24 protein-coding genes and 1 pseudogene are annotated in these 22681 nt (G+C 68.9%); 16 read left to right on the top strand and 9 right to left on the bottom strand.

All coding sequences use genetic code 11. The annotated features are described in order from the left end of the window. Window positions 1-382: 382 nt before the first annotated feature. Window positions 383-1006, top strand: a complete 624-nt coding sequence (locus Vau01_RS54940; protein WP_204010098.1) for a hypothetical protein — start codon at window positions 383-385, stop codon at window positions 1004-1006. A gap of 42 nt (window positions 1007-1048) precedes the next feature. Here the strand turns inward: Vau01_RS54940 and Vau01_RS54935 are convergent, their stop codons facing one another. From Vau01_RS54935 to Vau01_RS54915, 5 genes are all read right to left on the bottom strand, one after another. Next, the gene (locus tag Vau01_RS54935; protein ID WP_204010095.1) at window positions 1049-1807 is read right to left on the bottom strand and encodes an SDR family NAD(P)-dependent oxidoreductase; all 759 of its coding nucleotides are present in this window, start codon (window positions 1805-1807) and stop codon (window positions 1049-1051) included. A 76-nt stretch (window positions 1808-1883) separates the two neighbouring features. Beyond that, window positions 1884-2654 (bottom strand): HpcH/HpaI aldolase family protein, encoded by a 771-nt coding sequence (locus Vau01_RS54930; protein ID WP_204010092.1) that lies wholly within the window; start codon window positions 2652-2654, stop codon window positions 1884-1886. Window positions 2655-2657: 3 nt separating this feature from the next. Further along, entirely contained in the window at window positions 2658-3545 is an 888-nt protein-coding gene (locus tag Vau01_RS54925) for an ABC transporter permease (RefSeq protein WP_204010089.1), read from the bottom strand. Window positions 3546-3553: 8 nt separating this feature from the next. Continuing rightward, window positions 3554-4351, bottom strand: a complete 798-nt coding sequence (locus Vau01_RS54920; protein ID WP_204010085.1) for an ABC transporter ATP-binding protein — start codon at window positions 4349-4351, stop codon at window positions 3554-3556. 56 nt (window positions 4352-4407) lie between these two features. Further along, window positions 4408-5187 carry an IclR family transcriptional regulator gene (locus tag Vau01_RS54915; RefSeq protein WP_204010082.1) on the bottom strand — a complete coding sequence of 260 codons (780 nt, stop codon included), beginning with the start codon at window positions 5185-5187 and terminating at the stop codon, window positions 4408-4410. Window positions 5188-5385: 198 nt separating this feature from the next. On the opposite strand from Vau01_RS54915, the gene Vau01_RS54910 reads away from it, so the two are divergent. From Vau01_RS54910 to Vau01_RS54865, 10 genes are all read left to right on the top strand, one after another. Beyond that, window positions 5386-6276, top strand: coding sequence for a DUF6282 family protein (locus Vau01_RS54910; protein WP_204010080.1), 891 nt, complete (start codon window positions 5386-5388; stop codon window positions 6274-6276). Between the two features lie 68 nt (window positions 6277-6344). Continuing rightward, window positions 6345-7214 carry a cupin domain-containing protein gene (locus tag Vau01_RS54905; RefSeq protein ID WP_204010077.1) on the top strand — a complete coding sequence of 290 codons (870 nt, stop codon included), beginning with the start codon at window positions 6345-6347 and terminating at the stop codon, window positions 7212-7214. A gap of 14 nt (window positions 7215-7228) precedes the next feature. Then, on the top strand, window positions 7229-8311 hold the full coding sequence (locus Vau01_RS54900; RefSeq protein ID WP_204010074.1) for an ABC transporter substrate-binding protein: 1083 nt from the start codon (window positions 7229-7231) through the stop codon (window positions 8309-8311). Next, window positions 8312-9277: an LLM class flavin-dependent oxidoreductase gene (locus Vau01_RS54895; RefSeq protein WP_204010072.1), complete on the top strand. Its 966-nt coding sequence runs from the start codon at window positions 8312-8314 to the stop codon at window positions 9275-9277. Further along, on the top strand, window positions 9274-10467 hold the full coding sequence (locus tag Vau01_RS54890) for a thiolase family protein (RefSeq protein ID WP_204010069.1): 1194 nt from the start codon (window positions 9274-9276) through the stop codon (window positions 10465-10467). The genes Vau01_RS54895 and Vau01_RS54890 overlap by 4 nt, the downstream gene beginning before the upstream one ends. Then, window positions 10464-11126, top strand: coding sequence for a 3-oxoacid CoA-transferase subunit A (locus Vau01_RS54885; protein ID WP_204010066.1), 663 nt, complete (start codon window positions 10464-10466; stop codon window positions 11124-11126). The genes Vau01_RS54890 and Vau01_RS54885 overlap by 4 nt, the downstream gene beginning before the upstream one ends. Further along, window positions 11123-11809 (top strand): 3-oxoacid CoA-transferase subunit B, encoded by a 687-nt coding sequence (locus Vau01_RS54880; RefSeq protein ID WP_204010063.1) that lies wholly within the window; start codon window positions 11123-11125, stop codon window positions 11807-11809. The genes Vau01_RS54885 and Vau01_RS54880 overlap by 4 nt, the downstream gene beginning before the upstream one ends. Next, window positions 11806-13227, top strand: coding sequence for an aldehyde dehydrogenase family protein (locus Vau01_RS54875; protein ID WP_204010060.1), 1422 nt, complete (start codon window positions 11806-11808; stop codon window positions 13225-13227). Before Vau01_RS54880 ends, Vau01_RS54875 begins: the two co-directional genes overlap by 4 nt. A 13-nt stretch (window positions 13228-13240) precedes the next feature. After that, window positions 13241-13858 carry a nuclear transport factor 2 family protein gene (locus Vau01_RS54870; RefSeq protein ID WP_204010057.1) on the top strand — a complete coding sequence of 206 codons (618 nt, stop codon included), beginning with the start codon at window positions 13241-13243 and terminating at the stop codon, window positions 13856-13858. Between the two features lie 92 nt (window positions 13859-13950). Continuing rightward, window positions 13951-14370 carry a hypothetical protein gene (locus Vau01_RS54865; RefSeq protein WP_204010055.1) on the top strand — a complete coding sequence of 140 codons (420 nt, stop codon included), beginning with the start codon at window positions 13951-13953 and terminating at the stop codon, window positions 14368-14370. A 2-nt stretch (window positions 14371-14372) separates the two neighbouring features. Here Vau01_RS54865 and Vau01_RS54860 read toward each other — a convergent pair whose 3' ends face one another. After that, on the bottom strand, window positions 14373-14888 hold the full coding sequence (locus Vau01_RS54860; protein WP_204010053.1) for an FBP domain-containing protein: 516 nt from the start codon (window positions 14886-14888) through the stop codon (window positions 14373-14375). Window positions 14889-15098: 210 nt separating this feature from the next. Here Vau01_RS54860 and Vau01_RS54855 point away from each other — a divergent pair, with 210 nt between their 5' ends. Both Vau01_RS54855 and Vau01_RS54850 read left to right on the top strand, forming a co-directional pair. Then, window positions 15099-16109: a WD40 repeat domain-containing protein gene (locus Vau01_RS54855; protein ID WP_204010051.1), complete on the top strand. Its 1011-nt coding sequence runs from the start codon at window positions 15099-15101 to the stop codon at window positions 16107-16109. Between the two features lie 414 nt (window positions 16110-16523). Continuing rightward, complete coding sequence (locus tag Vau01_RS54850) at window positions 16524-17855, top strand: Hsp70 family protein (protein ID WP_308440527.1); 1332 nt, start codon at window positions 16524-16526, stop codon at window positions 17853-17855. Between the two features lie 184 nt (window positions 17856-18039). Here Vau01_RS54850 and Vau01_RS54845 read toward each other — a convergent pair whose 3' ends face one another. Beyond that, window positions 18040-18810 carry a hypothetical protein gene (locus Vau01_RS54845; protein ID WP_204010048.1) on the bottom strand — a complete coding sequence of 257 codons (771 nt, stop codon included), beginning with the start codon at window positions 18808-18810 and terminating at the stop codon, window positions 18040-18042. Between the two features lie 387 nt (window positions 18811-19197). After that, complete coding sequence (locus Vau01_RS54840; protein WP_204010046.1) at window positions 19198-19428, bottom strand: hypothetical protein; 231 nt, start codon at window positions 19426-19428, stop codon at window positions 19198-19200. 167 nt (window positions 19429-19595) lie between these two features. Between Vau01_RS54840 and Vau01_RS54835 the strand changes: the two genes are divergently transcribed. Continuing rightward, window positions 19596-20600: a hypothetical protein gene (locus tag Vau01_RS54835; RefSeq protein WP_204010043.1), complete on the top strand. Its 1005-nt coding sequence runs from the start codon at window positions 19596-19598 to the stop codon at window positions 20598-20600. Window positions 20601-20671: 71 nt separating this feature from the next. On the opposite strand, the pseudogene Vau01_RS65740 reads toward Vau01_RS54835, so the two are convergent. Further along, window positions 20672-20952 (bottom strand): annotated as a pseudogene (locus tag Vau01_RS65740) (IS701 family transposase); the annotation flags it as partial. 16 nt (window positions 20953-20968) lie between these two features. Between Vau01_RS65740 and Vau01_RS54830 the strand changes: the two are divergent. Then, the gene (locus Vau01_RS54830) at window positions 20969-22048 is read left to right on the top strand and encodes a hypothetical protein (RefSeq protein ID WP_204010040.1); all 1080 of its coding nucleotides are present in this window, start codon (window positions 20969-20971) and stop codon (window positions 22046-22048) included. 250 nt (window positions 22049-22298) lie between these two features. Continuing rightward, window positions 22299-22681: ThuA domain-containing protein (locus Vau01_RS54825; RefSeq protein WP_239152782.1), on the top strand; the 383-nt coding region annotated here is incomplete at its 3' end.

Raw genomic sequence — 22681 nt, 5'->3', positions numbered from 1 at the left:
GAGCGCCCCCGCATCGGCGTCGCACCGATCGGGAGCCGAGCAGCGGGTCTGCTACAACCCCCGAGCACCACGTTCTGGCGGCGGCGCTGCCGGACCGCCCGACTATCTACGCAGAGTCACGCAGTCGCGGCGATACGAGGAGCTCCAGAGGGACTATCGACGGCGGCAGAAGAGAGCGCCGGCAGGGGCTGCATCGACTGACCGATGTCAACGCCGACGATCTGGTGATTACCAGACGCGTCAGGGAATGCACTGTCCGCCGACCCGGTCGGGTCGTCAACGGCGTCGTAAGCGCTTCTTCAGTGCGTGTTCAGAGCCCTACCAGTGACCACGAATACCGTCCTCGCACACCCGGCGAACGCTGGGGCAGGGAGGAAACGGTATGAGAATTCTGTCATGGCGGCGATCTGCCTCGACTGCGGCCGTCGCGGTCGTCGCGGGGGTGTCAGCCGTAGTGGTGCCCACGCCCGCACATGCCGGTGTGTTCGGTCCCGACATCGCGTGCCCGACCGACCCGGGCATCGTGTGGAAAACTCGTGCCGCAAGTCGGAACGTGCTGGTGTGGGAGGGCGTGAGCTACACGGTCCAATCTGCATCGCCGGCGTTCGCGGTCAGCGACGGACGTGTCGTCGACAACACGCTGTCCACCCCGATCCAGGCCACCTTCACGTCGTCGGTGTCGAACACGTACTCGGTGACCGTGACCATCGGAACGACGGCGCAACTCACCAAGACGCTCCAGACGACGGTGAGCGCCCAGATCGTGCAGTCCCGGACGACCCAGATCGGGGTCGACGCGACGGTTACCGTGCCGGCCCAGAGCCGCGTCGTCGGTCGGTACGGCGTCGAGGTATTCAACGTCGCCTACACGGGCCAGTTGGTCTGGCAGAGCTACAACGCCCAGAAGCCGGGCGGCTTTGGCGGCCACTGCTGGGAGCGGAGCAACCAAGCCACCTCGACGGTGGCGCCAACGGTGCTCGAGGGTTGGAGGTTCAGCACCAGTTGATCCGACAGGCAACCGGGCGCTATTGGTTCGGTCCGGGACGGATCACGCGTCGTCGTTGCGAGGCGCGTCGAGGTGGGTGACGAGGTTGATGCCGCCGTCGACGTGGATCACCTCACCGGTGACGAAGGGGGCCTTGATGAGCGCCAGGACCATCGCTGCGACGTCGGATGGTTGTCCGAGCCGGCCCAGCGGTGTCATTGCCGCGGTGCGTGCTGCCCGCGCGGCGAGGCTGTCCGAGGTCAGTCGGGTCTCGATCGGCCCCGGGGCGATCGCGTTCACCCGGACGTCCGGACCCACGGCCTTGGCCAGCAGCCTCGTCAGGTGGTCTTGCGCGGCCTTGCTGACGGAGTAGGGGATCGAGCTGCCGAGGGGGCGCGAGCCGCCCACCGAGGTGATGTTGATGATCTGGCCACCGGGCTCCATGACCTTCACGGCGGCGACGGAGACCTGCCACGTCCCGACGACGTTGACGCCGAGGATCCGGTGCCAGTCGTCAGCGGTGATCGCATCCAGGTCGGCGTGGGGGACGGGTCGCGACACCCCGGCGTTGTTCACCAGCAGGTCGAGCTGGCCGTGCCGCTCCACGGCCGTCTCCACCAGGCGCACGGCGTCGGCGGGATCGGCGATGTCGGCCTGGACGTAGCTCGCCCCCGGGAGCTCGGCCGCGAGCCGCTCGCCGGCGTCGACCGAGGTGGCCGAGTTCACCACGACGGTGAAGCCGTCGGCCGCGAGCGCGCGGGCGATCCCTTCTCCGATCCCGGAGCTCGAGCCCGTCACGATGGCGACACGTGGCGCGCTCATGACGCCGCCTCGCTTCGCTCGCCGACGCCATGAGGCACCGCGCTGAGCCAGCCGATTCGCTCGTGCAAGCACTCGCTCATGGGGCGACTCGCTCGGCGACGGGCGCTTTCAGCGCGTTCACGATCGCCTGGCCTCCGCTGGCGAGGATCGAGGTGTCGTTGCTGACCACCACGTAGTCGTAGCCCCGGGCCAGTGCGGCCCGGGCCTGGTCACTCGTTGCGGACGCGGTGCCGATGGGAACACCTGCCGCGGCGGCGGCCGCCAGCGCGGACATGGCGAGCCGGTCCACCTCGTCGCTTCCCGCCGCGACGCCCATCGACATCGAGAGGTCGGCGGTCCCGACGAACGCGGCATCGATGCCGTCGAGGGCCAGGATCTCCCTCGCGTTCCTGATCGCCACCTCGCTCTCGAGCTGGACGACGCACAGGGCCTGCTCGTTGCCGTACTCGAGGTAGTCCGCCCGTGGCAGCAGCCCCCAGCGACCCGCGCGGCTGGTGCCGCCGGACCCGCGGTCGCCACGGGGCGGAAAGCAGGTGGCCCGCACAACCGCCCGGGCCTGCTCGACCGTGTCGACGTGAGGCACGACCACACCGGCCGCGCCGGCGTCCAGGACCCGCTGGATCACGCTGAGGCCGTGGTCGGGCACCCTGACGAGCGGGTCCACTCCGAGGGCGCGGGCCATCGCGATGTGGGTCGAGGCGGCGCCCAGGTCCAGTGTCGTGTGCTCGAGGTCGATGACCACGAAGTCGAAGCCCGCGTGGGCCATGATCTCGACACTCTCGGGGCTGGCGAGCTTGATCCAGGTCCCGAGCGTGCCGCCGTTGATCCCGTCGCGCACCCGTGCCATGGCTCAGATCTCGCTGGCGGTATCGGTGGGGGTGGCGGTCCAGAAGACCAGCCACTTGCCGAGCCGCACGACGACCGCGTGCAGTGCGATGCCGACGGCCGACAGCACGACGATCACCGCGAAGGTCCTGCCCACGTCGAGGGTGAAGTTGCTCGCCTGGATCAGGTAGCCCAGACCTTCGGAGCTGCCCACGAACTCCGCGACCACGGCACCGGTCACGGACAGGATGACGGCGACCTCCAGTCCCGCGAAGATGTGCGGAAGCGCCGACGGGATCTGCAGGTGCCGCATGACCTGCATCCGGGAGGCGCCGAAGGACCGGAGCATCTCGACCTGCTCGTGGGCGGCGGACCGGAATCCCAGGACGGCGTTGATGAGGAGGGGGAAGAACGCGATCAGGGCCACGGTCAGCACCTTCGAGCTGATCCCGATGCCGAACCAGACGATCAGCAGAGGCGCCATGGCGACCTTCGGGATGGTCTGGGTCAGGATGAGCAGCGGGAAGAGCACGCGCTCCACCGTCCGGAACTGGGTGATGAGCACCGCGGAGACCAGTGCCGAGCCGACCGCGATGCCGAACCCGATCAGGATCTCCTTCAGGGTGACGATCGAGTGGGTGATCAGGCTGCCGTCCTGGAAGCCGTCGACCAGGGAGTCGGCGACGGCCGTGGGCGCGGGGACCAGGATGCTGGAGACGTCGAAAATCTTCACGACGAGCTGCCAGACCACCAACAGCCCGATGAACACCAGCACGCTGTAGGCGATCTCCGGCACTCGGCGGCGTCGGCGTCGGACCGGGGTGTCCGAGCTCGTGGGCGCCTCCAACTTCTCGCCGCCCGGGGCGGCGAGTGCTCCTCGGTCGGCTGCGTGGCGCTTGGTGTTGGTGGACATCAGGTCTCCTAGTGGGCGCTGTGCTCGGAGTCGAGTAACTTGCGGATCTTCAGGACGATCTCGCCGAACTCGGGCGTGTTGATGTTTTCGAGCCGCCGCGGTCGAGGGAGCGCGACCTCGATGACGTCCGCCAACCGGCCGGGTCGCGGTGTCATGACCACGACGCGGTCGGCGAGGAGCACCGCCTCGGGGATGCTGTGCGTCACGAACAGGACGGTCTTGCGGTCCTGGTCCCAGATCTTCAGCAGGTCCAGTCCCATCTGGTCGCGGGTCATCGCGTCGAGGGCGCCGAACGGCTCGTCCATGAGCAGGATCCGCGGGTCGTGCATCAGGGCGCGGCCGATCCCGACCCGCTGCTGCATCCCGCCGGACAGCTCGTTGGGGTACCGGTCGCCGAACTCCTCCAGGCCGAGCATCACCAGCAGCTCGTCGGCCTTCGCGTGGGTCGCGGCGTCCCGGGCTTTGTGAAGGTCCGGCGACGTCAGCAGGTTTCTCCGCACGGTGCGCCATGGCAGCAGCAGCGGCTGCTGGAAGACCATCCCGAGCTGGTTGCGGTGGGTGTCCTCCGATGGCCCGAAGGTGACCTGTCCGGAGGTCTGGCGGGACAGGCCCATGATGATCCGCAGCAGCGTGCTCTTGCCGCAGCCGCTGGGGCCGACGATGGAGATGAACTCACCGGCCCGGACACTGAGGGAGACGTCGTCGAGAGCCTGGACGGTCCCGCCGGACTTCGTCGGGTAGACCATGGACAGCGAGTCCAAGCGGATCACGCAGTCGGTGTCGGTGCTGGTCGGCATGTCGGTCATTCCTCACCTGGTTCGAGCGCAGGCTGCCCGCGCCTCGGCTGTCGTGCTGGCAGCAATCAGTCAGTCGCCTCGGGCCACGTGCCGCCCATCTCCTTGGTCAGCCGCTTGCAGGCGGCCTTCAACGCCGTGGCCTCTCGGGAGTCCAGCGCCGCCGGCAGCATCCGCTCGGTGCCGACGGCCGCGATCGTGGCGCAGATCCCGGCCGCCGCGAACACCGGCGCCGCGACGATGCAGATGCCGCGGTGGTTGACGTCGCTGCTCATGCCGGCCTGTCGGATCGCCTCGATACGACGGCGGGTCTCGGTGCGCTGGGGCTCGGGGAGGCTGCCGGTGAGTCGGTCGGCGTGGAACTGGTCGGGGAGGAAGGCCAGGAAGACCTTGGCCTGCGCGGAGTTCAGGGCGAGCTGCGAGCCCACGCGCACCGTCACCAGGGTGGGATGGTCGGCCTCCTCCACCAGTGAGACCACCGGGCCGGAGGTGCCCCACAGCGACAGCACGATGCTGATCTTGATCTCGAGCGTGAGCTCCCGCATGTAGGCCGGCGCCATCTGCAGGATGCGCTGCCGTCCCAGGCTGAAGCTGCCGAGTTGCAGGATCGCCCGTCCGGGACGGACGAGTGCGGAGTCCTCCACGCGCTCGAGCAGGCCGGAGCTGATCATCGAGCTGAAGTAGCGGTGCACCGTAGTCCGGTTCAGACCGAGCCGGCGGCTGGTCTCCGCGACGGAAAGCTCGGGAGTCTCCGGATCGAACAGTCCGAGGATCTGCGCGGTCCGGCTCACCGCCTGGATGTCCTGCTCGCGAGCAGTCACCGGCTTGTCGACCTGGCGCTCCGTCATCGGCCCTCACCCCGTCACGTTGAGTGTCCACAAAGAGTGCGCGTAGTTCGCAGTACGGACAGAGGTTAAGCGCGTCCTCCGTCTCGCTGCAAGATTTCCCAGGGATTTCGCGGAAGCGCAATTCGAATCACGCTCTTGACAGACCGGATGGTGAACTTCGAGTCTGTGATGCGAACATCGTCGACGCCGGGAGACTTCATGACCGACACACCCGCCATCATCAGGCTGCTGAACGGCTGCGTTGACCTGCACTGCCATTCGGGCCCGAACCCGTTCCCTCGACGCATCGACCATGCCGAGGCCGGCAAGGACGGCGAGCGGCTCGGCATGCGGGGCGTGCTGGTGAAGTCCCACCACCACAACACCGTCATGGACCTGCTCGCGATGAGCGACCGGCTGGCGAAGATCAGCACGCCGGTCTTCGGCGGCATCACCCTGAACAGCATGGTCGGCGGCATCAACCCGCAGGCGGTGGCCATGTGCCTGCGCATGGGGGGCAGGGCCGTGTGGTTTCCGACGTTCTCGGCCGGCCGGCACATCGACTGCCATCCGGAGGGCGTCGGCTTCCCCACGGCGAGCGTCGAGGTGCCGTCGTCCCGGGTCGAGATCCACCAGGAGGACGGTGAGCTCATCCCTGCGGTCCACGAGGTGCTCGACCTGGTGAAGGAGACCGGCGCGATGGTGACCGGCGGTCACATGGAGACCGAGTCGATCACCCAGCTGTTCGCCGCGGCCAAGGACAAGGGTGTCACCCGGATGCTGCTCAACCATCCCGACTACGTCATCGGTGCGGACGAGGCGAAATGCCGTGAGCTCATCGGCTACGGAGCGTTCATCGAGCACGAGACCGGCTTCTACGACCCCGAGGGGACCAAGAAGTGGGACCCGAAGATCCTCCTGGACTGGATCGAGAAGATCGGCCCGGAGCACACCGTGATCGCCTCCGACCTCGGTCAGAAGGATCGGCCGCTGCCGGTGGACTCCTACATCCGCGTCGCGACCGCGCTGTTGGACCTCGGCCTGGACGAGAGGTCGCTACGGCAGATCTTCTGCGACAACCCGGCGTTCCTGCTCGGCCTGGACGACTGAAAACGCTGATTTGTCGCCGAGAGAGGCGACGGAACCGGCACCCTGCTGCTGACCCGAAAGGACAGACGATGACCACCCTGGCCACCCCGCCCGACGTGGAGTTCTCCGACCTCGGTACGGGCGATCCCGACGAGACGACTCCCGGCGGATCGTCGACGTGGTACTTCCGCGGACACAACTTCGTGCTCGCCCACACGACGCTGGTCGCCGGCGACGTGCTGGAGCGGGGTGATCAGCCGGACGAGTACGTCGTGATCCTCCCCTACGAGGAGTGCAGCGTCGAGGTCCGTGCGACGGGGGAGGTCGCGTCGGTCTCGGGCAAGGCGGTGGTGATGGTCCCGCCGGGCAGCAGCGCGATCGTCGGCGTCGACGACTGCACCGTCGTGCGGCTGTTCAGCTCCCGGTCCACCGACCTGCTGGACAAGGCGCGCAACCGGGATTCGTACGCAGAGCCGCACCCGAACGTCAGGCCGTTCGAGCCGTGGCCGGACCCGCCGGAGGGTTACCGCATCCGGCCCTACCGACTGGCCGACCTGACGGTGACGCAGGACGCCGTCCGCCCGGGCCAGATCGTGCGGTGCAGCACCTTCATGGTCAACTTCCTGGCGCCCAGGATCGGTCCGCGTGATCCTGACAGCCTCTCGCCGCACGACCACGACGACTTCGAGCAGTGCTCGCTCGCCGTGGAGGGGGAGTACGTCCACCACCTGCGGACCCCGTGGTCGAAGCGTCGCAGCGAGTGGCGCGAGGACCGGCACCTGCGGTGCGGCAGTCCTTCGGTGGCCGTGATCCCTCCGCCCATGATCCACACCAGTGAGGCCGTGGGCTCGGGGACCAACCAGCTGATCGACATCTTCTGCCCGCCGCGTCTGGACTTCTCCCGGACGCCGGGCCGAGTGCTCAACCAAGACACCTACCCGCTCCCCACCCAGTTATGAGGAAGGTTCCGAATGTGAAGACCAGACGAGCGATGAAGGTCGTGACTGGCGCGGTCGCCGTCCTGTGCGCGGCCGCAACGCTGAGTGCGTGCGGATCCGACGACGACTCGGCCAAGTCCGGCGGTCTGACGCCGGTGACGTTCGCGATGGCGTCCCCGAGCTGGAACGCCGGCTACGCGGTCATGGCCGTCGTGGAGGCCGAGGGCTTCTACGAGGAGGAGGGTCTGAAGGTCACGACCAACCTGTTCCCGTCGGCCACCCAGGCAGCGCAGCAGGTCGCCGGCGGCGGTGCCGACCTCGGCCTCATGACGGTCGAGCCGGTGGCCATCGGACACGACAAGGACCTGAACCTGGCCTACTTCAGCTCCTACTGGGCGAAGTGGATCTACAGCCTGGAGGTGCCGGACGGTTCGAACGTGAAGAGCATCGCCGACCTGAAGGGCAAGAAGATCGGCGTCACCGCGGTCGCGAGCTCCGGCGCAACGTTCGCCCGGACCGCGATGGAGCTCAACGGGATGAGCCCGGACGCTGCCAGCCTGGTGCCGATCGGTGCCGGCGCCCAGCAGATCAACGCCATCAAGAGCGGCCAGGTCGATGCGTTGGCGCTCTGGGACATCCAGTACCAGATCGTCAAGAACGCCGGTATCAACCTGACGCCGCTTCCGGTCAAGGAGACGGCGGACGCGTGGGGCGGCGGCTTCGCGACGACCCGGAAGAACCTCAAGGCCAAGAAGGACGTCCTCGAACGGTTCGGTCGTGCGGTGGCGAAGGCGTTCGTCTTCTCCAAGGCCAACCCCGAGGCCGCGATCCGCGACCTGTGGAAGCTCTACCCGGAGACCCGCGGGTCCGACCCGGAGGAGAAGGCGCTGGCCGACGGGATCAAGGTCCTCGAGGTCCGCCTGGCCGGACAGGGCTTCGACGACAAGACCCTGGGCCGGATCGACGAGGCTGCGTTCACCCGTGCGCTCGACTTCATGGCCTCGGCCGGACTGAGCAAGAAGTTCCCGGCGAAGGATGTCTACACCGACGAGATGTTCAAGGCGTTCAACGACTTCTCCTACGACGACGTCAAGAAGCAAGCAGAGAGCGCCAGCTGAATGCGGCTGGGGGTCGCGCTCGACCTGAGCTCCCAGGAGCCGGTCCGCCCACAGGTGGATCGCACGGTCACGATGCTCGCCCACGCGGAGCAGCACGGATTCGACTCCGCGTGGGTGGGGGAGAGCTATCACGCGGCCGCTCAGCCGTTCCACCTCCCGTCCGCCCTGACGGTCCTCGGACATCTGGCCGGCCGGACGTCCCTGGCGCTGGGATCAGCGGTGCTGCTCCTGCACGCGTACAGTCCGCAGAAGCTGGCCTACGAGGCCGCGCTGCTCGACCAGCTGTGCGGCGGGAAGCTCACCCTCGGCCTCGGGCTCGGCAGCCCGGAGGTAGCCCAACGGGTCGGGCTGCCCGCGTCAGGTCCGGCCGGCGCGGCCTTCGACGCCACGCTGACGCTGCTGCGCTCCATGTGGTCCGCGGGTGCCGATTCGCCGGTGGCGATCCCACCCCCGGTGCAGCGCGGCGGGCCGCAGATCCTGGTGGGCGGCAAGGTGGCAGCCTCGGCCCGTCGTGCCGCGACGCTCGCCGACGGATTCTACGGCGCGACGAACTACCGCGACGACCTGTTGATCAAGCAGTCGGCCGCCTACTGGTCGTGTCGCGGCGGACGGCCGGGCGAGACGGGGGGAGTGGTCGCCACCACCAGGTTCTGCGTCGTCCACGAGGATGCCGCCACTGCCCGCGAGCTCGCCGCGCGCCACCTGAAGGCCGCGACCGACTACTACACCGAGCGGGGCTCATGGATGGGTGCGGACGGGCCTGCTGAGCTCGAGCTCCCCATGGTGGGCACGCCCGACGAGATCGACGCGACGATCGCCCGGTACGTCCGGGCGGGGGTCACGTCCGTCCAGCTGCGGGTCGCCCCGTTCGGCACGCCGCCGGACGTCGCCCGCCACACGCTCGACCTCGTCGGGCGGCACGTCCTCCCGCACTGGCACGACATGACAATGGAGACGACCCGATGAGCAGCTCATTCGTGTACGCGTCGGTCCGGACCCCGTTCGGCCGGTTCAACGGAGCCCTGGCCGACACGAGGACCGACGATCTGGCCGCGACCGCGTTGAAGGGACTTCTCGACCGCTCGCCGGACCTGGACCCCGGCCTGGTCGACGACGTGTTCTGGGGCAACGCCAACGGCGCCGGCGAGGACAACCGCAACGTCGGCCGGATGGCCGTGCTGCTGGCGGGCATGCCCGTCTCGGTGACCGCCACCACGGTGAACCGGCTCTGCGGCTCGTCGCTGGACGCCGCCATGATGGCCGCACGCATGATCGAGGTCGACGACGCGGAGATCGCGATCGCCGGAGGCGTGGAGTCGATGACGCGGGCGCCGTGGGTCCTGCCGAAGCCGTCGCGTCGGTTCCCGGCCGGCGACGTCACCGCCGTCTCCACGACGCTGGGCTGGCGTCTGGTGAACGAGCGGATGCCCGCCGAGTGGACGGCCTCGCTGGGCGAGTGCAACGAGCAGTTGCAGGAGAAGTTCTCGATCTCGCGGGAGCGGCAGGACGAGTTCGCCGCTCGCTCGCACCGCCTCGCGGCGGAGGCGTGGGCGAAGGGCTTCTACGACGACCTCGTGGTGCCCGTCCCCGGCACCGACCTGGTCCAGGACGAGAGCATCCGTACCGACACCTCGATCGAGGCGTTGGCACGGCTGAAGCCGGCGTTCCGGCCCGACGGGACGATCACCGCCGGCAACTGCTCACCGTTGAACGACGGCGCGAGCGCGGTCCTGCTGGGCTCGGCGAGCGCGGCCGCGACCATCGGTCGTGACCCGCTCGCGCGGATCGCCGGTCGCGGCTGGGCGGCGCTGGAGCCGCAGCAGTTCGGCTACGCCCCGGTCGAGGCCGCCAACGGCGCGCTCGAGCGGGCGGGCATCACCTGGGACGACATCGGCGCCGTCGAGCTGAACGAGGCGTTCGCCGTCCAGTCGATCGCCTGTGTCGACGCCTGGATCGGGCTCGGGCTGCGGGACGCCGAGGTCGTGAACGCCAAGGGCGGGGCGATCGCCATCGGGCACCCACTGGGTGCCTCGGGCGGGCGCATTCTCGGGACCCTCGCGGCGCGGCTCGTGGAGTCCGGTGAACGATGGGGCGTGGCAGCCATCTGCATCGGTGTGGGTCAAGGCCTGGCCGTCGTGCTCGAGAACGTCACATGACGCTGCTCTGCGCCTCGGTCGACGAGGCGGTCAGCGGCATCGCCGACGGCTCGACGGTGCTGGTGGGCGGCTTCGGTACGGCCGGCATGCCGTTCGACCTGATCGACGCGTTGATCCGGCAGGGAGCGCGAGGCCTCACCGTCGTGTCGAACAACGCGGGCAACGCCGACACCGGGCTCGCGGCGCTGCTCGCGGCCGGGCAGGTGCGCAAGATCGTGTGCTCGTTCCCCCGGCAGACGGACTCCTGGGTCTTCGACGAGTTGTACCGCAGCGGGAAGATCGAGCTCGAGGTCGCGCCTCAGGGGACCCTGGCCGAGCGTATGCGCGCCGCCGGAGCCGGGATCGGCGGGTTCTACACGCGCACCGGAGTCGGGACCCTCCTGGCAGAGGGAAAGGAGACCCGCGAGATCGACGGCCATATGTACGTCCTCGAGCTGCCCATCGCCGCCGACGTCGCGCTCATCAGCGCCCACACCGCGGACACCCTCGGGAACCTCGTCTACCGCAAGACGGCACGCAACTTCGCCCCCGTCATGGCGACTGCCGCGACGACCACCGTCGTTCAGGTGCAGCACGTCGTCGAGCCGGGAGTGCTGGATCCTGAGGCCGTGGTCACCCCGGGCATCTACGTCGACCGGATCGTGCGGGTGCAGTCATGAGCGAGAGCATCGTCGAGCACACCGACCGTGGCCCGCTCGGACGCGACGAGATGGCCCGGGTGCTCGCGGGCGACATTCCCCGCGGGGCGTACGTCAACCTGGGCATAGGTCAGCCCACGACCGTCGGCGACCACCTCCCCCCGGAGTCGGGGGTCATCCTCCACACCGAGAACGGCATGCTCGGCATGGGGCCGGCGGCGACGGGCGACGCGATCGATCCCGACCTGATCAACGCCGGCAAGTTCCCGGTGACCGAGCTGCCCGGCGCCTCGTACTTCCACCACGCCGACTCGTTCGCCATGATGCGAGGCGGCCACCTCGACCTGTGCGTCCTCGGCGCCTACCAGGTCTCGGCATCGGGGGATCTCGCCAACTGGCACACCGGCGAGCCCGACGCGATCCCGGCGGTCGGCGGGGCGATGGACCTCGCCGTGGGCGCCAAGCAGGTCTTCGTGCTGATGTCGCTGTTCACCAGGACCGGCGAGCCGAAGCTCGTCAGGGAATGCACGTATCCGCTCACCGCGCTGCGGTGCGTGGACCGGGTCTACACCGACGTCGCCACGTTCGAGATCACCGGGCGGGGCCAGGTCCTCGTCCGGGAGACGTGGGGGATCTCGTTCCGCGAGCTCCGCTCGCGCGTCGACGTCCCGCTCACCGCGGCGAGTCAGGAGGGTGGAGCATGACCACGAAGTTCTACATCGAGGGTGCGTGGGTCGATCCGGCCGCGCCGCGGACCCTGGGTGTCCTCGACCCCGCGACCGAGGAGACGTTCGCGACGATCAGCCTCGGGACGGCCGAGGACGTCGACCGCGCGGTGGTGGCGGCGCGCACGGCCTTCGCCGCGTACTCGCACGTCAGCGTGGAGCAACGGCTGGAGTACCTCGAGCGGATCATCTCCGGCTTCCGGGCTCGGCTGCCCGAGATCGCCCGGACGATGACGCGCGAGATGGGGGCGCCGATCACGTTCTCGACCGAACGCCAGGCCACGGTGGCGCTGTTCCATTTCGAGGAGGCGGCCCGCGTGCTCGCGGACTACCACTTCGAGGAGGAGATGGGAGCCGGGGTCGTGCGGCGCGAGCCGATCGGCGTCTGCGGTCTCATCACGCCGTGGAACTGGCCGCTGAACCAGGTCGCGTCGAAGGTGGCCCCGGCCCTCGCCACGGGATGCACCGTGGTGCTCAAGCCGAGCGAGATCGCGCCGCTCAGCGCCATGGTTCTCGCCGAGATCATCCACGACGCCGGGCTGCCGCCCGGCGTGTTCAACCTCGTCAACGGTGACGGTCCCACGGTCGGTGAGGCCATCGCGGCGCACCCCGACGTCGACATGGTCTCGCTCACCGGCTCGACCGGTGCCGGCATCAGGGTCTCCAAGCTCGCGGCCGACACGGTGAAGCGCGTCGCGCTCGAGCTCGGTGGCAAGTCGGCCAACATCATCCTGCCCGACGCGGACCTGGAGTCCGCGGTCGTCGCCGGGGTGCACTCGTGCTACACGAACGGCGGCCAGAACTGTCAGTCGCCCACGCGGATGCTCGTGCACCGCTCGCAGCGCGACGAGGCGTACGCCGCTGCGCGACGGGCGGTCGAGGAGGTCCGTCTCGGGGATCCGTTCGATCCGTCGACCACGATGGGACCCGTGGTGAGCCAGGCTCAGCTGGAGAAGATCACCGCGCTCGTGCAGTCGGGGATCGACGAGGGTGCGACGCTCGTGGTCGGCGGCCCGGGGCGCCCCGACGGGCTCGACAAGGGGTTCTACGTCCGCCCGACCGTGTTCGGCGACGTCACGCCGCAGATGCGGATCGCGCGCGAGGAGATCTTCGGCCCCGTGCTCTCGATCCTGCTCTACGAGACCGAGGACGAGGCCGTCGAGATCGCGAACGACACGCCGTTCGGGCTGGCGGGATTCGTGCAGTCGAAGGACCCCGACCGCGCCCGCAGGGTCGCCAACCGCATCCGTGCGGGCCGCGTCTACCTCAACGGCGCTCCGTTCGACCGCAGCCTGCCGTTCGGCGGCTACAAGCAGTCCGGGAACGGACGGGAGTTCGGGCGGTTCGGCTTCGAGGAGTACCTCGAGGTGAAGGCCGTGCTCGGCTATCCGCGGTGAACGAGAGGACGACATGGTGAACCCCGACCGGCTGGCGGCCCTCCTGGACCGCGAGGAGCTCTTCGACCTGGTGAGGCGGGAACGCTTCGCCCGCGACCAGCGACTCTTCGACGTGATGCGGGACTGCTTCCACGACGACGCCTACGTCCGGACCACGTGGTACGACGGACGCGGCGGCGAGGCCTACGTCGAGGCGACGAAGACGTGGATGGCGCGGACCGGGAACAGCAAGCACTGGGTCTTCCCCGCCTACGCGCGGGTCGAGGGCGACCGGGCGACCGTCGAGAGCCCGGCGAAGATCTTCAACCGGACCACGGTGGAGGGAGTGGAGGTCGACTTCCACGCCTACTGCCGGTTCTTCTCACGTGCCGTTCGGGATGAAGGACGGTGGCGGCTGATGAGCTTCGAGGTCCTGCTGGAGCGCGACGAGCTGCGCCCCGTCCACGCGGGTGCGGCGCTACCGGTCGACGCGGCCCAGCTCGCCGGGCTTCGGCCGTCCTACCGGTTCCTCACCTGGATCCAGTCGACCCGCGGCGTGACGGTGAGTCAGGACCTGCTCGGCGACGACCGACCGGCCGAGCTCGACGCGTTCCACCAGGGCGAGTCCGCCTGGCTCGCCGGCACGGGATAGCGGTCAGCGCCCCGGGCCCCGGCTGAGCCGCTCAGCGTCCGCCGCGACCGGCCCGGACAGCGAGCGTCCGAGGTGCGTGCCATCCTCGCATCGTGAGACGTCGACTGCTGTGGTTTGGTGCGGTGGCGGTGGTCGGGCTCATGATCGCCGTCGTCGTCGGGGTCGTCGTGTCGAGACGCGTCGGTGCCAGCCCGTTCAAGGAGAATGTCGAACGGACCGCGCACTGGACCGAGGCGCACGGCGACGGCTACCGGCGGGGCGACCAACCAGAGGCGATCGCGAAGTTGCTGGAGTACTACGCGGGCAAGAGCGGTGGCCAGGTGCTCGACACGGCGGTGTACCAAGGCCCGCAACCGGGTGGACACGTCGACGTGTTGTTCTACCGCAAGGGCGGAAAGTTCGAGCGGGACGCGCGCGAATGCTGGCGGTTCAGTTTCCGTAAGCCGGTCAAGGACTTCTACGTCCGTGAGATCACCTATGCAAAGTTCGACTGCCCTTCTCCGGCCGGCTGACGTCACCCCGCAAGAACGCGGCTGACGAAGGACGCCAGGTTGGTCATCGCGCGGCTGATCCGCTCGTCGAGGGTGAGTGTCTCCTCCCGTCGAACGAGTCGCATCTTCGGCTGGCGTTTGCCGCGCAGGTACAAAGGACATGCGAGGTCGGCGCACAGATACTCGCCGACGGTGTTTCCACGTCGCCCCGCGGCGCCGGCCAGGGGAGCGACGAACAGCGCCACACCGGAGGCTCCATGCTCGGTCAGGCAGACGCGGCACATGGTCGAGCGGGTCCCGTTCCTCTTGGCGCTGGCCATCTCAGGACGCCGGAGCACCAGGCCTGTCGGCCCGCCAGTATCCGGAATCACGAGCAGCGAGCGTGCCGGCGCTCCAGGATCGGTCCAGCCGAGGAAGTCGAGGTCGGCCCAGGCCACGTCACCGTTGGCCAGGCCGGCGGGCATCCGGATCCGGCTCGCCTCGCCCTTGGTGCAGTTGACGAAGGACGACCGGATCTCGTGTTCGTCGAGGGGTTGCATGACGGCCGAGCCTAGCCACCGTGGCGGCCTCCGCCGATCGGATTTCCCAGCCCGAGCCGGCCGTTCCCGCTTGATCGCTGAACCTGCCGCTACAAATCCTGACGGCCGCTGCACGCACGTCGGCTCGGCAGAAGCATATGCCGCATGCCCGGCCAGCGATCATGTCCGGTGCGCATCCGACAGCGTGCGACTCCTGGATTCGGCTCACCCGTGATCATCCGCTCTGTTAGCGTGCACGCGCCGAACATTCGGGCCGGTCGCTGTCGGCGCAAGGTGGTGGGGTTGGGTCGCGTTCCTGAGCCGGATACCCGCTTCGGGCATGCCTGCGTCGTTCGGCTCGCAGATGGGCGGGTCGTCGTGTGTGCCGACAGTCAGTACGGGGTGTACCGGGTCGATGCACACGACGGCGAGTGGTTGGGCACGTCGGAGGACCCGCGGTGGGTGCCGGTCGACGGCTTCGCGTGGACGCCGCTGCCGGACGGCCGGACGGTCCTGGCCTCCGCCAACGAAGAGGGCATCACCCGGATGGACGCATCAACCGGGATCTGGTACGAGCCCGGTGAGGACGAGACCTGCACCACGATCTGGGACGTCACGGCGGTGAGGTTGCCTGACGGCCGCGCCTTGTTCGTCGGCGCCGGACACGACCGGAAGGTCTACCGGTGGGACGCCGCCACCGGACAGGCCGTCAACCAACCACTGTCCGGGCACCCGATCAGCGTCAAGGCGGTGACGTCGACGACCCGCGCCGACGGCATACCGGTGATCATCTCCGGGTGTGAGGCCGGACAGATCCGTCGCTGGAACGCTGTCACCGGCGAACCGGTCGGTGGGCCGCTCGACGGCAGCATCCAGAACGTCTCCCAGCTCGCCGTGCTGCGCACCGTGGACCGTGACATCCTCGTCGGCCTCGACATGGCGGGCGGCGAGATGCACCGCTGGGACGCCCAGACCGGCACGCCGATCGGCACCGCGATCACGATCCCGCCCTGGTCGGTTCTGATCGACGTCTACACCGATCCCCGCGGTGTGCCGACGGCGCTCGTGGACGTCGGCGACGCTGGCGACGCACCGGCCGGAGTGCACCGGTGGCGCCTGGACACTGGTACGCCGATCGACGGGCGACTGCCCGACACCGTCAGCGCCGTATACCACGACGGAACCCGCACCATCATGGTGCTGCTCGGGCCGGGCCCCACCTTAACCACCACACCCGTCTGACCACGAAACCGCCGCAGAACCGGCGACGGTCTCCCATCCGCGTACCGAAAGTGAGCCACGCGATTGCCGAGACGTGACGTTTGGGCCGCGCAGTGGGTCCAAAGCCGCCGATCGCGCCGACGAACGCGAAGCCGCCACCGGACTCGCGGACTACCTCACCTACCTCGACGGCGTCAGCCCGACAATCGGCGACCGCCTGCCATCGCTATGAGCCCGGCAAGAGCCGGCCGCATCGGCAACCCGTCCGAGTCCGGTACGGGGAGCGAGTCGATCCGTCGGCCTGCACTTCGCCGTCGGTTGGTGCATCCAGGCGGGGTTCGCATGCCGCTGGTACGTTCGGCGACATCGGCGTCGGATCTGTGAGTCCGTCCGTGTCCTGAGAGTGGAGATGGCGTGACCACTAGCGCGCTGATCATGGTCTCGTTGCTCCTTGCGCTCCTGATCGGCGGGACATGGGGAGCTCTGCGCTGGGCTCGTCGCTCAGTGCGTAAGGAGCCACCTGCGGGGACGCGATCATCGGCCGGGAACTCGCGCGCGCCGTTGCGACCGCCGCCGGTCAGTCCGCCGCAGTCGGCCACAGTCCCACCGCCCACCCGACTGCCGTCCGGCCCGCCTTCGGTGCCACCTCCCGGATCCACGCGGCCGCGGCCGCCCACCGGCCCGGCGGTGGTGCACCCACCGAGCGGGGCACACCTCGCGATCGACTTCGGCACATCGAACACAGTCGCGGCGCTGCGGAGCGCGGACGGTCGCCGGGTGCCGTTGCTGTTCGACGGTCTCCCGCTCCTGCCCTCAGCGGTGTTCGCCGCGGACGACGGTCACCTGATGGTCGGCAATGACGCGATGCACCTGGCCCGGACGTCGCCCGACCGATACGAACCCGCCCCCAAGCGATGCATCGACGACGGAAGCGTCCTGCTCGGTGGCCGCGACTATCCGGTCGTGGACCTGGTGTCGGCGGTGTTGTCGCGAGTGCGGGACGAGGCGCAACGGGCCTTGGACGGACCGGTGCACAACGTGACCCTCACTCACCCAGCAGCCTGGGCCGTGCACCGCCGGGAGGTTCTGGCCGCCGCGGCATCCCGGTCGGGATTGCCGACCGTGACCCTGGTGCCTGAACCAGTCGCGGCCGCCCGGTTTCTCACCAGCGTCACCCGCACCCCGATTGACGAGCACGCGGTGGCCGTGGTTTACGACTTCGGCGGCGGGACATTCGACGCCACCGTCTTGCGAATGACCGCAGGCGGCTTCACCGTGCTTGCCACCGAGGGCCTGCCCGACGCCGGCGGAGTCGACGTGGACGCTGCCCTCGTGGCGCACATCGGTGCGGCCTACGCGGCTCGTGACCCTGAAGCGTGGCAGCGCCTGACCTATCCCTCCACACCGGCGGAGCGGCGCGAACGGCGGACCCTCTGGGACGACGTTCGGCACGCCAAGGAGATGCTGTCTCGTGCCGCTTCGACGACGGTGCACCTGCCGCTGTTCGAGCACGACGTGCTCATCACCCGCGACCAACTGGAGATGCTGGCCCGTCCGGTGTTGGACCGCACCGTCACCGCCACCCGCTCCGCGCTGGCAGCCGGCGCCGCCGCGTCGACCCCAGCCGCCGTCTACCTGGTCGGCGGCTCCAGCCGGATCCCGCTGGCCGCCACGTTATTGCACCGCGCGTTCGCAGTCGCCCCAACCGCCGTGGACAGCCCGGAGACCGTCGTCGCCGAAGGCGCGCTGCTCGCCAAGCCGGCCTGACGCTCGGCATCTGAGCGACCGGGCGACCAACCCGGCAGACCAACTGGCCAACTGACCTGACTAGGTCCGCAGCGTTGACGCACTCCCGCTGAACACGCGAACCCCGTGGTGAGCACAGCCAGCAACCATGCCGATGACAGATCCATACGGCTGTTGAGCGACAGGCAAATGCTGCGATCCGTCGTCACGGGCGGCTGTGGATGAACCAGGCATCGCCGTGTGGAAGGACGATGGCCAGTTCCCAGCGGCGCCCGGCGAGGCTGGTGGCTATCGCTTTGATCTGGCCGGCCAGGGCCCCGGCCTGGTCGCCGGGCTTCGGTGGGCGGTGGACGACGAACTGCAGCATCGTGCCCCAGTTCGCCACCAGCCGGGCGTCCCACTGGTCCTGCCACTGCCACAGCGCGCCGGCCAGCTGGTCTTCATATCCGAGCGCGTCATGGAAGCTGCTCCAGTTCGGCGCCAACCATCCGAAGTCCGTGGGCAGCAACAGCATCACGACGTTGTCCGGCGTGAACCAGACGTCGGTACTCACGTAGCGGCGGGCGAAGCCGTCGACCACCTGGGCCGTGAGCTTCGGATCGGACCGGACGCAGTCATAGATCCAGCGTTCGAGCGTTGCCTCATCTGCTGTCGGTGGCACGTTGGCCTGCACCTCCTCGCGCAGGTCCACCGTGCTGAACGAGCCCTTGGCGAGAAAAGGCACGTGATCGGCGGTCACCGGCTCGTCGGTCTTCCCACGGAAGAAGTGGGGCCACGGATCGATCATGCGTGCGATGCGGTCGAGATCGGCCAGTTCCCGCTTGGTCGGCGTGTCGGGATCGCGGTACGGCTCGAAGTCCTGCAGGTCGCCTAGGTAGTCGTCGACGAGGATCGGCCATCGGCCCGTGACCGGGAGCAGCGCATGCGCCGCCCGCCAGGAGTCCAACAATGAGCCGGTATCGATATCCTGGATCATGATCGTTCCCCGCGGCCCGTGACCGACCGGCAGGCCCGCGAGAGGGGTGCCGGCCAGCGCTGCGGCTATCTTCCGTGGCGAGTTCATCATCATGATTCGATTCTTCTGGATTCCACCGGTCCGCCCGCAGCGGGCTCCGCATCGGCCGGCATGAGTGGAGTCACTGTTGAGCAACAGGTCCGTGTCCCAGGCCCCACGCTTGGGTAGCTGTCACCAGGGGCAATCGTTCCGGGCGGGAGAGGGCTCTCCTGCGGGCCCGTGTGGTGAGCGGCCGGCGTTGCGCAGGTCGGCGAGGAAGTTTCGCACCGGCCCGGCGATCGGGTGCAGGTCGGGCAGGTCGACCCGGGCCGGGCTCGCCGGTGACCTGTGTGGACGGTAGTTCGGCGTTCAGGTACACGCTGTACCCGTCGCCGTCGCCGTCGCGGCGTGGCCGGGGCCGACTGCTGCTGACCACGTGAGCACGGTGGCCACCCGGTCCGCCGCGGTCTGCGACGCGTCTACGTCGGGCGCCACCAGGCGTACCTCGATGATCGCCGCATCGCTTTGGGCTTGCCGCAGGTGCTCGGTGATGGAGACCTCGGCCAGCGCTGCCTCCTTCGGCGGTCTACTGCTTTGCACGGAAGAAGGAATTGGATGCAGGCAGCGCGAGCAGGATCAATGCCAGTCATCGGAGCCGGGGCCGGCACCATGGTCCTCGCCGTCCGCCCGAGCAGGGTCCGCGCCAGTCGCTCGTCGGCCGTGACCATCGTGTAAACGCGCGCGTCGAAGCTGGTGTCTCTATCGGCATGAATCGCTTCTTCTCAGCAGGGTTGGCCGCCGCGGCAACGGTGGCGTTGCTCACGAATCCGGCGAACGCCGTCGCTGCGCCGCCGAAGGCTTGCATCGTCGCCCCCCTTCCCGAGGCGCCGAACTGGTCGTACAGCAACGTGGACAGCGCCGACCCGACCGGCAGGTTCGTCGCTGGCGGCGGTTACCCGGCCGACGCCGTCGACTTCAACCGCTTCTCGGGCCTATGGGACAACGGACAGCTCCGGGAGGTCGCGATCCCGGGAACGCATCAGATGATCAATGACGTGAACTCGTCCGGGACCGCCGTGGGCCAGAGCAACGTTCCGGACACGTTCGAGTTGATGACGCCGTGGGTGATTGTCGACGGACGCACCACCGCGCTGCCAGGAATGGCGTCGGGAACGGCCACCGGCATCAACGAACGCGGCGACATCGTCGGCCACGGCCACGGCGACGCGGTGATCTGGAAGGCCGGCTCGACCTGGCCGCAAAAGCTTGAGCGCCCGCCGGGCGCCGAACACGCCGGGGCGGCCGACATCGACGACGATGGAACCGTACTCGGCTGGTTCGACCGAGCCGGCAAGCCCGGCGTCGTCGTGTGGCGTCCGGACGGTCGGATCGTCGAGCTCGCGTCACCCCTCGGCCCGTCGTCGTTCGTCGGGGCATCCCGACTTCGTGACGGCTGGGTCGCCGGCACGGCGGTGGAAGCGCTGACGGGTACGGCGGTGCGGTGGAACCTGGCCGATGGGACGGCCACCACGTATCCACACCTCGGGTTCGCTGCCGACGTCAACGGCTCCGGTTGGATCGTCGGCCAGCAGGCCGACCGCCCCTACCTGGCTGTGTATGTCACCGACAACGGCGAGATGCTGTTGCCCGGACTGGTCACACCGGCCACCGTGACCGAGGTCAAGGGCATGAGCGACGACGGCCGCAGGCTGGCGGGTCACGCCACGGGCAAGGACGGCAACGTTCACGCCGTCAGATGGACCTGCGAGTAACGACGACGACCGCCTAAATCCAGACATCCGCACATCGGCGCGTTCGTGGGCGGCGATGACGGTGAGGATGGCGTCTCCACGTTCCAGCGGGTTCCGGCTATCCGGGCCAGGGTGTGTAGCGGCACCGGTCGGGGTTGTCCAGCAGCGGTAGCAGGCCAGTTCGCTGTCGCTGATCCGGCGGCGGATCAGCAGGCTGTGACTGCCAGCGGTCTCGTCGGCCGGTGCGGTGATGGTGATCCACGCCCCAGTCGTAGTACCGCTCGCCTTTCGGCCCGGGGCCGGCGGAGATCCGGTTCCACGCCCGGCTGGGCAGGGTGGCGGCGAGCCGGTCCGCGCGGACCGGGCCGTCGACGGTCGCTGATGATCACGTGGCGGCCGCCATAACCGCGGCGGACACGCCGACCGGACCCATCAGCGGTCATCTACCTCACGAACTCGGCTGCCGTACTAACATCATCGAGATGACGGGCCGGTGGAGCGTCGTGGTCGGGCTGGGCGGTGCCGGCGCGGCCGTCATCGTGTGGGCGTCCAATCTGACGATGCTGCAGCGGCTGACCGAGCCCGCCAAGCCCTGGCGTGACGAGTGGGCGGAGAACAACACCTACTGGGCGCGTGACCTGCGATGGACGGTGCTCGTCGCCGTCGTCGCCGGTCTCGTGTTGGCGTTTCGGGGCGACCGTTGGCGTTCGGCCGGAGCGTGGCTGGCCGTTGGCGGCCTCATCGGTGTCGACCTCGCCGTTGACCGGTACGACCTGGCCGGCCTACCGGCCGCTGGCTGGTTGTCGGCAGCGGTGTGCGCACTGCTGTTCCTGGGCTGGCTGCTCACGCGGCCCGGATCGGCACCGGACCGGGTCTCACTCATTCTCGCGGCGTCGGTCGCCGCAGCGACGGCGCCGCTGGCTGCCGGGATCGAATCGCCGTCCGAGACAGACCCGGCGGCGCTGGACGCGGCGGCGCTGGTGACCGGGGTGCTGCTGGTCGTGATGGCGTTCGGATGTGCCGTGGCGGCCGCACCGCGTCGTTCTCCGCGACGGCTCGCGGTAGCGGGCGCCGCCGCCGTCGCAGCCAGCGGCGCGGTCGCGCTGCGGGTGGTCGAAACGGGGCCGCAGATCCTGCTGTACGTAGCTGCGGGCGGGCTGCTGCTCGCCGGCGTGGCGGCGGTGGTCTGCCCGTGGAAGCCGGGCACGGCGATCGCGGCGATCGGCATGCTCGTCGGGCACCCGGTGCTGTCGACAGCGCTGTTGTTGTTCTTCGCGATCGGGTGGCCCCTCGGCCCGGAATTCACCAGGATCGCGGGCAACCCGCCGGTCAACGCCGCCGACACGGACCTCATCATTGTCCCGGTCGGCATACTGTCAGGCCTCATTCTCGGCGCACTGCTGGCCGCAATCAGCCGCGTCGGGCAGCCGGTCGACACGCCGCGAACCGAGGAGCCGGCGACGGTATAGCCGCGCGATCGCGCCGGCGCTCAGCAGGCGGGGTCGCTGCCGTTTTCGGGGCCTCTGAGTCGTGGCCGACGGTCCAGCTCTCATCGTGACCCCTCCGGGTCGGGACGGTAGGCGTCCTCATGGGATGGGACGCCTGGAACGGGCTCTGACCCGCCGACGTGAGAGCGCTCTCCGAACAATTAGAGTGACCGGCGTCGCTGGCCGATGTCAAGCGATCCGTCGTCGGACGATGGACTTTTATCGAGAGTGAATGAAAGTTCGGCACGTCTGCGTCCGACTATTGACTGAGGCATCGAAGCCGGTGCAGGATTCGACCAGTTTCGTTGGCGTGATCGGCGCACGCCTGTCTGTACTTCGCACGGCAGGAAGCGAGATCACCCACATGTTCCGGCGATTAATGCTTTGCCTTGCCCTGATTCTGGCCGCTGTCGGCGTCCCTGTGGCGCCGGCACAGGCAGCGGCGGACTTCAATGTGTTGATCTTCAGCAAGACAGCCGGGTTCCGGCACGACTCGATCCCGGCCGGCATCGCTGCGATCCAGCAGCTTGGCGCCCAGAACAACTTCACCGTCGAGGCCACCGAGGACGCCGCCCAGTTCAACGCCACCAACCTGGCCCGCTTCCAGGCGGTGAT

The sequence above is a fragment of the Virgisporangium aurantiacum genome (assembly GCF_016863635.1).
GTDB classification, from domain to species: Bacteria; Actinomycetota; Actinomycetes; order Mycobacteriales; family Micromonosporaceae; genus Virgisporangium; species Virgisporangium aurantiacum.
The sequence above is the reverse complement of the archived record's forward strand: the minus strand, read 5'-3'. Positions and strand labels throughout refer to the sequence as shown.

Coding starts and splice junctions, on each gene's coding strand:
- Vau01_RS54905 (WP_204010077.1), top strand. CDS start 6,345: ATGACCACCCTGGCCACCCCGCCCGACGTGGAGTTCTCCGACCTCGGT.
- Vau01_RS54875 (WP_204010060.1), top strand. CDS start 11,806: ATGACCACGAAGTTCTACATCGAGGGTGCGTGGGTCGATCCGGCCGCG.
- Vau01_RS54880 (WP_204010063.1), top strand. CDS start 11,123: ATGAGCGAGAGCATCGTCGAGCACACCGACCGTGGCCCGCTCGGACGC.
- Vau01_RS54860 (WP_204010053.1), bottom strand. CDS start 14,888: ATGCAACCCCTCGACGAACACGAGATCCGGTCGTCCTTCGTCAACTGC.
- Vau01_RS54835 (WP_204010043.1), top strand. CDS start 19,596: ATGAATCGCTTCTTCTCAGCAGGGTTGGCCGCCGCGGCAACGGTGGCG.
- Vau01_RS54870 (WP_204010057.1), top strand. CDS start 13,241: ATGGTGAACCCCGACCGGCTGGCGGCCCTCCTGGACCGCGAGGAGCTC.
- Vau01_RS54845 (WP_204010048.1), bottom strand. CDS start 18,810: ATGATCCAGGATATCGATACCGGCTCATTGTTGGACTCCTGGCGGGCG.
- Vau01_RS54930 (WP_204010092.1), bottom strand. CDS start 2,654: ATGGCACGGGTGCGCGACGGGATCAACGGCGGCACGCTCGGGACCTGG.
- Vau01_RS54910 (WP_204010080.1), top strand. CDS start 5,386: ATGACCGACACACCCGCCATCATCAGGCTGCTGAACGGCTGCGTTGAC.
- Vau01_RS54940 (WP_204010098.1), top strand. CDS start 383: ATGAGAATTCTGTCATGGCGGCGATCTGCCTCGACTGCGGCCGTCGCG.
- Vau01_RS54890 (WP_204010069.1), top strand. CDS start 9,274: ATGAGCAGCTCATTCGTGTACGCGTCGGTCCGGACCCCGTTCGGCCGG.
- Vau01_RS54850 (WP_308440527.1), top strand. CDS start 16,524: ATGGTCTCGTTGCTCCTTGCGCTCCTGATCGGCGGGACATGGGGAGCT.
- Vau01_RS54920 (WP_204010085.1), bottom strand. CDS start 4,351: ATGACCGACATGCCGACCAGCACCGACACCGACTGCGTGATCCGCTTG.
- Vau01_RS54925 (WP_204010089.1), bottom strand. CDS start 3,545: ATGTCCACCAACACCAAGCGCCACGCAGCCGACCGAGGAGCACTCGCC.
- Vau01_RS54915 (WP_204010082.1), bottom strand. CDS start 5,187: ATGACGGAGCGCCAGGTCGACAAGCCGGTGACTGCTCGCGAGCAGGAC.
- Vau01_RS54885 (WP_204010066.1), top strand. CDS start 10,464: ATGACGCTGCTCTGCGCCTCGGTCGACGAGGCGGTCAGCGGCATCGCC.
- Vau01_RS54935 (WP_204010095.1), bottom strand. CDS start 1,807: ATGAGCGCGCCACGTGTCGCCATCGTGACGGGCTCGAGCTCCGGGATC.
- Vau01_RS54895 (WP_204010072.1), top strand. CDS start 8,312: ATGCGGCTGGGGGTCGCGCTCGACCTGAGCTCCCAGGAGCCGGTCCGC.